Genomic DNA, 8,296 nt, shown 5'->3' with positions numbered 1-8,296 from the left:
CGGCCGCACTCGTCGCCGTCCCGGCCGGGACGACGGTCGAGCAGGCCGCGCAGGCGTTCGCCCGCGGCGCCGGGGAGTCGGCCTACGCCGGCTCCGCACCGCAGGTGGCGGTCGGGCCGCCCGGACCACGTCCGGGCAGCGGTGAACCGGGGACGTGGGTCGAGGCCACGGTCCGCACCGACGGCACCGCGTCGGGGGCCGGCGGGTGCCGCGCCACCGACGGCGCGGTCGGTGTGCTGGCGGTCCCCCGCACCCAGGCCCGGGACGGGTCGGTCGGCGTCGCGATGCTGGTCGTCGCTGCGGATGCGGGCGGCGGTCCGGGCGACGCGGTACCCCGCTCGGCCCTCACCGACCTCGCCGCCTCGGCGGTCCGCCCCGGCTGACCGGAGGAACGCACGGAGCGGGCCCCTCCGGCGAGGGACCCGCCCGTGCGGTGGCGGTGCCGCTCAGGCCCCGCGGACGATCCCCGCGACGAGCTCGGCGGCACCGGCGCGGTCGATCTCGCTCCGCTCGCCGGTGGCGCGGTCCTTGAGCTCCAGCTTCCCGTCGGCGAGCCCCCGCCCGACGACGACGATCGTCGGCACGCCGATCAGCTCGGCGTCGGCGAACTTCACGCCGGGGCTCGCCTTGCGGTCGTCGAGCACGACCGACAGGCCCTGGGCCTCCAGCTCGGCGGCGACGGCCTCGCCGCCCGCCAGCAGCTCCGCGGACTTGCCCGCGACGACGAGGTGCACGTCGAACGGCGCCACCGACCGCGGCCACACCAGGCCGGAGCCGTCGTGGGACTGCTCGGCGATCGCGGCGACCAGCCGGGAGACACCGATGCCGTAGGAGCCCATCGTGATCCGGACCGGCTTGGAGTCCGGGCCGAGCGCGTCGAGGGAGAAGGCGTCGGCGTACTTGCGGCCGAGCTGGAAGATGTGCCCGATCTCGATGCCGCGGGCGGCCTCCAGCACGCCGGTGCCGTCCGGGGACGGGTCCCCGGCGCGAACCTCGGCGGCCTCGATCGTGCCGTCCGGGGTGAAGTCGCGGCCCGCGACGAGGTCGACGACGTGGTGGTCGGCCTTGTCCGCGCCGGTGACCCAGGCGGTGCCGGTGACGATCCGCGGGTCCACGAGGTAGCGGACGCCGTTCGCGGCGAGCGCGCCCGGCCCGATGTAGCCCTTGACCAGGAACCCGTTGCGGGCGAAGTCGGCCTCGTCGAGCAGCGCCACCTCGGCGGGCTCCAGCGACGCCTCCAGGCGCTTCATGTCGACCTCGCGGTCGCCGGGGACGCCGATCCCCAGCAGCTCCCACTCGTCCGCGCCGGGCTGCCGGGTCTTCACCAGCACGTTCTTCAGCGTGTCGGCCGCGGTGAAGGTGCGCTCGGTGTGCGCGTTGAGGAAGGTCACCAGCGACTCGATGGTCGGGGTGTCCGGCGTGTGGTGCACCTGCGCGGCGGGCAGCCCGTCGAGCGGGACCGCGGGGGGCGCGGGCGTGGTGACGGCCTCGACGTTGGCCGCGTAGCCGCCGGGACCGCGGACGAAGGTGTCCTCGCCGGTCTCGGACTCGGCGAGGAACTCCTCCGACGCCGAGCCGCCCATCGCACCCGAGGTCGCGGACACGATCACGTAGCGCAGCCCGAGCCGGTCGAAGATCTTCACGTAGGCGTCGCGGTGCTTGCGGTAGGACTCCGACAGTCCCTCGTCGGTGAGGTCGAAGGAGTAGGAGTCCTTCATGAGGAACTCGCGGCCGCGCAGGATGCCCGCGCGGGGGCGCTCCTCGTCGCGGTACTTGTTCTGGATCTGGTAGAGGATGACCGGGTAGTCCTTGTAGGACGAGTACTCGCCCTTGACCGCGAGGGTGAACAGTTCCTCGTGGGTCGGGCCGAGCAGGTAGTCGCCGCCCTTGCGGTCCTTGAGGCGGAACAGGTTCGGGCCGTACTCGGTCCACCGGTTCGTCGTCTCGTAGGGCTCGCGCGGCAACAGCGCCGGGAACTGGATCTCCTGGCCGCCCATGGCGTCCATCTCCTCGCGCACCACCTTCTCGACGCGGCGGAGCACCGTGAGACCGAGCGGCAGCCAGGAGTACACGCCCGGGGCCACGCGACGGACATAACCGGCGCGGACCAGCAGCTTGTGGCTGGGTACCTCCGCGTCGGCCGGGTCCTCACGCAGGGTGCGCAGGAACAGCGACGACATCCGGGTCAACACCTGCAGAAGGGTAGCGAGGGGCCCCGGTGCCGCTCATCCCGGTTCCGGAGCGGGCAGACTCGGGGCATGGGAGACGAACAGCACGAGCTGCTCGCGGGGGCACGCCAGGGCGTCCTCGCGACGATCAAGCGCAGTGGCATGCCCCAGCTGTCGCCGGTGACGCCGTACTACGACCGCGCGGCCGGGACGGTGCAGGTGTCGATGACCGAGGGGCGGGCGAAGACCGCGAACCTGCGGCGGGACCCCCGGGCGGCGCTGTCGGTGGAGAGCACCGACGGCCGCTCCTGGGCGACGGCCGAGGGCCCGGTGGAGCTGCTCGGCCCCGACGACTCCCCCGACGGTCCCGCCGTGCAGGCACTGGTCGACTGGTACCGCGCCGCCGCCGGGGAGCACCCGGACTGGGACGAGTACCGCGAGGTCATGGTCCGCGACCGGCGGGTGCTGATGACGATGCGGGTGCAGCGCGTCTACGGGGAGAACCTGGGCTGACGGCGTTCCGGCCGTGGCCGCGCCCGGTGGACGCGGTCCCGGCGGCTCAGACCGCCTCGTCCAGCAGCTCGGCCAGCAGCCGGGCCACCGTCGGCGTCTCCACCAGGAACCCGTCGTGCCCGTACGGCGAGTCGATCACCTTGAGCGGGTCGGCGCCGGGGATGCCGTCGGCCAGCTCCTGCTGCTCGGCGAGCGGGTAGAGCCGGTCGGAGGTGACCCCGGCGACGTAGGTGCGGGCGCTCACCCGCGACAGCGCCGCGGTCACCCCGCCCCGGTCGCGGCCGACGTCGTGGTGGTTCATCGCCTGGGTCAGCCGCACGTAGGACGCGGCGTCGAAGCGGTGCACGAGCTTGTGCGCGTGGTGGTCCAGGTAGGACTCCACGGCGTAGCGGCCGCCGTCGAGCGGGTCCTCGCCCGGCTGCGGGTCGCGGCCGAAGCGGGTCGCCAGCTCGTAGCCCGAGCGGTAGGACAGGTGCGCGATCCGGCGGGCCACGCCGAGTCCGCGCCACGGCCCCTCCGGCGTGTCGTGGTAGTCGCCGCCGTGCCAGTGCGGGTCGCCGGTGATCGCCTGGATCTGCGGGCTCGCCCAGCCGATCTGGTCCGCCGTCGACGCCGCGGGCCCGGCGAGCAGGAACAGCCGCCGTACCCGGTCGGGCTCGGTGGCCGCCCACTCCAGGGACCGCATGGACCCCATCGAGCCGCCGATCACGCAGGCGAACGCGTCGATGCCGAGCGCGTCGGCCAGGTACTGCTCGGCGACGACCGTGTCCCGCACGGTGACCGTCGGGAACCGGCTGCCCCAGGTCCGCCCGTCCGGCGCGCGGGACGCCGGACCGGTGCTGCCCTGGCAGCCGCCGACCGCGTTCGGTGCGACGACGAACCAGCGGGCCGGGTCCAGCGGGCCGCCCGGCTCGATCAGCCCGGGCCACCAACCGGACGTCGGGTGCCCGGGGCCGGCCGGACCCTCCAGGTGCGCGTCGCCGGTGAGGGCGTGCAGGACGAGGACGGCGTTGGAACCGTCCGGCGCGAGCTCGCCCCAGGTCTCGTAGGCCAGGCGCACGCCCGGCAGCTCCCCGCCGGCCGCCAGCTTCAGCGGCGCGGGCAGGTCGAGGAAGTGGCGGCGGCCGGGGTCGTCCCCCTCCCGCCAGGCGCCACTGGCGGGAGGGAGCTCGAAGTCGTTCACGGACACCAGGTAATCAGATCCGCTCTCAGGCGCCCTTCGCGGCGCGGAAACCGGCGTCCAGGTCGGCCTTGAGGTCCTCGATGCCCTCGAGGCCCACCGACAGCCGGACCAGGCCCGGGGTCACGCCGGAGGCGAGCTGCTCCTCCGCGGAGAGCTGGCTGTGCGTGGTCGACGCCGGGTGGATGACCAGGCTGCGGACGTCGCCGATGTTGGCGAGGTGGCTGTGCAGCTCGAGGGCGTTCACGAACTTCTTGCCCGCCTCGACACCGCCCCGCAGCTCGAAGGCCACGATCGCGCCGCCGCCCTTGGGCAGGTACTTCTGCTGGAGGGCGTGCCACGGGCTGGACGGGAGACCGGCGTAGTGGACCTGCTCCACCTCGTCGCGGGCCTCGAGCCACTCGGCCAGCGCCTGGGCGTTCTGGTTGTGCCGGTCCATCCGCAGCGACAGCGTCTCGATGCCCTGGATGATCAGGAACGCGTTCTGCGGGGAGATCGCCGGGCCGAGGTCGCGCAGCAGCTGCACACGGGCCTTGATGATGTAGGCGATCGGGCCGACGGCGTCGGTGAACACCGCGCCGTGGTAGCTCGGGTCCGGGCTGGTCAGGCCGGGGAACCTGTCCTTGTTCGCGACCCAGTCGAACTTCCCGGAGTCGACGATGATGCCGCCGACCGAGGTGCCGTGGCCGCCGAGGAACTTGGTCAGTGACTCGACGACGATGTCGGCGCCGTGCTCGATCGGCCGCACCAGGTACGGGGTCGGGACGGTGTTGTCGACGATCAGCGGGACCCCGGCGTCGTGCGCGACACCGGCGACGGCGGCGATGTCGAGGATGTTGCCGCGCGGGTTGCCCAGCGTCTCGCCGTAGAGGGCCTTGGTGTTCGGCCGGATCGCGGCCTTCCACTCCTCCAGGTCGTCGGGGTCCTCCACGAAGGTGACCTCGATGCCCATCTTCGGGAAGGTGTAGTGGAACTGGTTGTAGGTGCCGCCGTAGAGCGAGGCGCTGGAGACGATGTGGTCCCCGGCCTCGGCGATGTTCTGGACCGCGAGCGCCTGCGCGGCCTGCCCGGACGCGACGGCCAGGGCCGCGGCCCCGCCCTCCAGCGCGGCGACGCGCTGCTCCAGCACGTCCTGGGTGGGGTTCATGATCCGCGTGTAGATGTTGCCGAACTCGGCGAGCCCGAACAGGTTCGCGGCGTGGTCGGTGTCGCGGAAGACGTAGGACGTCGTCTGGTAGATCGGCGTGGCCCGGGCGTTCGTGGTCGGGTCGGGTGCGGCGCCGGCGTGCACCTGCTTGGTCTCGAACGACCAGTTGGCGGTGGTGTCGGGGTCGGTCACGGTGGGACTCCTCTTCGGGTCGACCGCCGGTGTGAGCGTGCCGAGGCGGGCCGGGCCCGGGTCGGTCGATCGCGGCGGTGGAGGGGCTGTGGCGGGGCGGACGCGTGCGTGGGCCCTCGGACGAGCGCGGGTCAGCGGCAGGGGCGACAGGCCGCGCTCGTGATCCGCATGCAGTCGACGTGGATGCGCGCCACCAGGCAGGTCACGGGCCCGAACCTAGTGCGGTCCCCCGGCGGGCACAACGGCCGCGCGCGGCGATCACTAGTCTGATGCGCCGTGCTCGTCCTGCTGCCGCCCTCGGAGACCAAGCGTGACGGCGGCGACGGCCCGCCGCTCGACCTCGCCGGGCTCTCCCACGACGCCGACCTCGGCCCCGTCCGCACAGACCTCTGCGACGAGCTCGTCGCACTGGCAGGCGACCGTCCGGCCGCGCGCGCCGCGCTCGGGGTGTCGCAGCGCCAGGACGCGGAGATCGACCGCAACGCCGCGCTGCGCACGAACCCGACGCTGCCCGCGCTGGACCGCTACACCGGGGTCCTCTACGACGCCCTCGACGCCGGCTCCTTCACCCGCGCCACCCGGGACCGGGCCCGATCCCGACTCGCGGTGTGCTCGGCGCTGTTCGGACTGCTCGGGGCCGACGACCCGATCCCGCCCTACCGGCTCTCGGCGGGCTCGAAGCTGCCCGGCTCGGGCACCCTGGCCGCGCGCTGGCGCCCGGCGCTCGACCCGCTACTGGCCCGCATCGCCGACGGCGAGCTCGTCGTCGACCTCCGCTCCGGCGGCTACGCCGCGCTCGGGACGGTCCCCGGCGCGGTGACGGTGAACGTGCTGGCCCGGCGACCGGACGGGAGCCGGTCGGTCGTCAGCCACCACAACAAGTCGCACAAGGGAGGCCTGGCCCGGCTGCTGGCGACCTCCCGGGCCGAGCCCGCCGACGCCGGCGCGGTGGCCCGGATCGCGCGGCGGGCGGGACACTTCGTCGAGCGCGACGGCGACCACCTGGATCTCGTCATCCCGGCCTGAACCCCGGACACCGAGTCGGACATACGGCATGATCCGGGCATGGTCGAGCAGCTGAACCTGTGGGTCGCCGCCGTGGGCCCGGTGTGGCAGTTCCTGGCGGTGTTCGTGATCGGCGTGGTGCCGTTCCTGGAGTCCTACACGGGCACGCTGGTCGGGACGGTCACCGGCATGCCGGTGCTCCTCGCCGCCGCCGGGGCGATCGCGGGCAACGTGCTGGCCCTGGTCGTCGCGGTGCGGCTGGGCGACCGGGCCCGGCGGGGACTCGGCCGCCGCGCGTCGCGGCCGCCGTCGGAACGGCGGCAGAAGGTGACCGCCCGGGTGGACCGCTACGGCGTCCCGGTCGCCTCGCTGCTGGCCCCGACCCTGATGGCGATCTCGGTGACCGCGTTCGGGATGGTCGCTGCCGGACTGGACCGGCGGCAGGTCGTGGTCTGGCAGGTCGTGGCCGTCGTGGTGTGGGCGGCGCTGTTCGCCGCGATCGGGCTCGGCGCACTCAGCGCCTTCGGCTGAGCGCAGGGTCCGCGCGGCACGGAAAACCGGTGGCGGGCCGGGACGGCGTCCGGCAGGGTCGCCACCGGCCGGAGGGACCGGTGGCGCGGCAGGGCCGCGCGGTGCGAGCGGGGAGGTGCGTACCGATGGCCGTCCGTCGTGTCCGGGTGCGCAGCGCGTGCCCGCCCGCACCGTCCCCGTCGCGCGGCACGACCGGTCCCTGAGGACCGGCTCCGCGCGGCACTCCCTGCCGCCTCCGGAGCCGCACGTGTACTCCTCCGACCGTCCCGATCCCGTCCGCCGTCGCCGCCGTTTCGACGACGACGAGCCCCGCCCCCGTCCCGGCCGCGCCGAGACCGCCGCGCTCGCCCTGGACGGCCGGGCCGGGCACGACCCCGACACCGCCGAGGTCCCCGGCGGTGGCGACCGCTGGTCCACCTGGCCCGGGCTGCCCGCCGGTGCCCGTGGCCCGCACCCCCACCCCGGCTGGCTGGTGACCGACGCCGGCGCCGTCGACCACGAGCGCGGGGTGCTCAAGACCGGCAAGGAGGCCGACGTGCACCTCGTCGGACGCGGCCTCCCCGGCCGTGACGGGGTGCTGCTCGCCGCCAAGCGCTACCGCGACCCCGCGCACCGCATGTTCCACCGCGACGCCGGCTACCTGGAGGGGCGCCGCGTCCGCCGCTCCCGGGAGACCCGGGCGATGGCGCAGCGCACCGCGCTGGGCCGCGACCTCATCGCCGGGCAGTGGGCGGCGGCCGAGTTCGCCGCGCTCGCCCGGCTGCACTCCGCGGGCGCCGCGGTGCCCTACCCGGTGTCGGTCGACGGGACCGAGGTCCTGCTGGAGTTCCTCGGCACGCCCGACGGGCGCGCCGCACCCCGGCTCGCCGCGCTGCGCCCGGACGCGGACGCGCTGACCGCGCTGTGGCACGACCTCGTCGACGCCCTCGGCGTGCTCGCCGACCTCGGCTGGGCGCACGGCGACCTGTCTGCCTACAACGTGCTCGTCCACCACGGCCGGGCGGTGCTGATCGACCTGCCACAGGTCGTCGACGTCGTCGGGAACCCGCAGGGACCGGAGTTCCTGGACCGTGACGTCCGACGCATCGGCGAGTGGTTCGTCGCCCGCGGGCTCGACCCCGCCGCACCCGGGCGGCTCCTCGCCGAGCTGCGGGAACGCACCCTGCTGGGCTGACCCGGCCCGCCGCTCCCCCGGGGCGCGACGCGGCGTCACGCGTCGCGTCCCGGCGGCCCGGCACCGGGCAGCACGGGTATGGCGCGTAGTGTGGATCGACGAGCGCCCGGCCGCCAGAGCCGCCGGGCCGAGCCCTTCCATCACGGAGCGCGCACCGCGACGACGCGCCGCCGCGCCCGGGCCCGTCGGCCGAGCACACCTCCCCCGAGGTCTCCGCAGGACGTGCCACGTTCTCGAGGAGACCTGTCTTGACCAGGCCGCAGTTCCGCCCGCCGTCGTCCGACGCCGGCACCACGTCCGACCGTCCCGCCCGCCGGCGGGCCACCCGCCCGTCCGGCCCGTCCGGCGACGGTGGCGCCCACCGCGGGTCGGCCCGGCGCGACGAC

At 74.8% G+C, this 8,296-nt stretch carries 7 protein-coding genes and 1 pseudogene; 5 read left to right on the top strand and 3 right to left on the bottom strand.

Translation table 11 applies throughout. The features are described 5' to 3' along the window. A pseudogene (locus tag NH602_RS25170) lies at positions 1–383 on the top strand (hypothetical protein); the annotation flags it as partial. A 63-nt stretch (positions 384–446) separates the two neighbouring features. Here the strand turns inward: NH602_RS25170 and NH602_RS25165 are convergent. Continuing rightward, the gene (locus NH602_RS25165) at positions 447–2,192 is read right to left on the bottom strand and encodes a proline--tRNA ligase (protein WP_073578139.1); all 1,746 of its coding nucleotides are present in this window, start codon (positions 2,190–2,192) and stop codon (positions 447–449) included. A gap of 66 nt (positions 2,193–2,258) precedes the next feature. Here NH602_RS25165 and NH602_RS25160 point away from each other — a divergent pair, with 66 nt between their 5' ends. Next, the gene (locus NH602_RS25160; protein WP_224403181.1) at positions 2,259–2,681 is read left to right on the top strand and encodes a PPOX class F420-dependent oxidoreductase; all 423 of its coding nucleotides are present in this window, start codon (positions 2,259–2,261) and stop codon (positions 2,679–2,681) included. Positions 2,682–2,727: 46 nt separating this feature from the next. On the opposite strand, the gene NH602_RS25155 is transcribed toward NH602_RS25160, so the two are convergent. Next, the gene (locus NH602_RS25155; RefSeq protein WP_253069084.1) at positions 2,728–3,864 is read right to left on the bottom strand and encodes a homoserine O-acetyltransferase; all 1,137 of its coding nucleotides are present in this window, start codon (positions 3,862–3,864) and stop codon (positions 2,728–2,730) included. A gap of 25 nt (positions 3,865–3,889) precedes the next feature. After that, positions 3,890–5,200 carry a bifunctional o-acetylhomoserine/o-acetylserine sulfhydrylase gene (locus NH602_RS25150; RefSeq protein WP_253069083.1) on the bottom strand — a complete coding sequence of 437 codons (1,311 nt, stop codon included), beginning with the start codon at positions 5,198–5,200 and terminating at the stop codon, positions 3,890–3,892. A 276-nt stretch (positions 5,201–5,476) separates the two neighbouring features. Here NH602_RS25150 and yaaA point away from each other — a divergent pair, with 276 nt between their 5' ends. From yaaA to NH602_RS25135, 3 genes are all read left to right on the top strand, one after another. Continuing rightward, on the top strand, positions 5,477–6,226 hold the full coding sequence (gene yaaA, locus NH602_RS25145) for a peroxide stress protein YaaA (protein WP_253069082.1): 750 nt from the start codon (positions 5,477–5,479) through the stop codon (positions 6,224–6,226). Positions 6,227–6,265: 39 nt separating this feature from the next. Beyond that, the gene (locus NH602_RS25140; RefSeq protein ID WP_253069081.1) at positions 6,266–6,736 is read left to right on the top strand and encodes a hypothetical protein; all 471 of its coding nucleotides are present in this window, start codon (positions 6,266–6,268) and stop codon (positions 6,734–6,736) included. 247 nt (positions 6,737–6,983) lie between these two features. After that, complete coding sequence (locus tag NH602_RS25135) at positions 6,984–7,910, top strand: RIO1 family regulatory kinase/ATPase (protein ID WP_253069080.1); 927 nt, start codon at positions 6,984–6,986, stop codon at positions 7,908–7,910. Positions 7,911–8,296 lie beyond the last annotated feature (386 nt).

This window comes from Pseudonocardia sp. McavD-2-B (genome assembly GCF_024124365.1).
Lineage (GTDB): Bacteria > Actinomycetota > Actinomycetes > Mycobacteriales > Pseudonocardiaceae > Pseudonocardia > Pseudonocardia alni.
The sequence above is the reverse complement of the archived record's forward strand: the minus strand, read 5'-3'. Positions and strand labels throughout refer to the sequence as shown.

What these genes read in the sequence shown, in the direction of transcription:
- NH602_RS25160 (WP_224403181.1), top strand. Translation starts at nt 2,259, where the DNA reads ATGGGAGACGAACAGCACGAGCTGCTCGCGGGGGCACGCCAGGGCGTC.
- NH602_RS25140 (WP_253069081.1), top strand. Translation starts at nt 6,266, where the DNA reads ATGGTCGAGCAGCTGAACCTGTGGGTCGCCGCCGTGGGCCCGGTGTGG.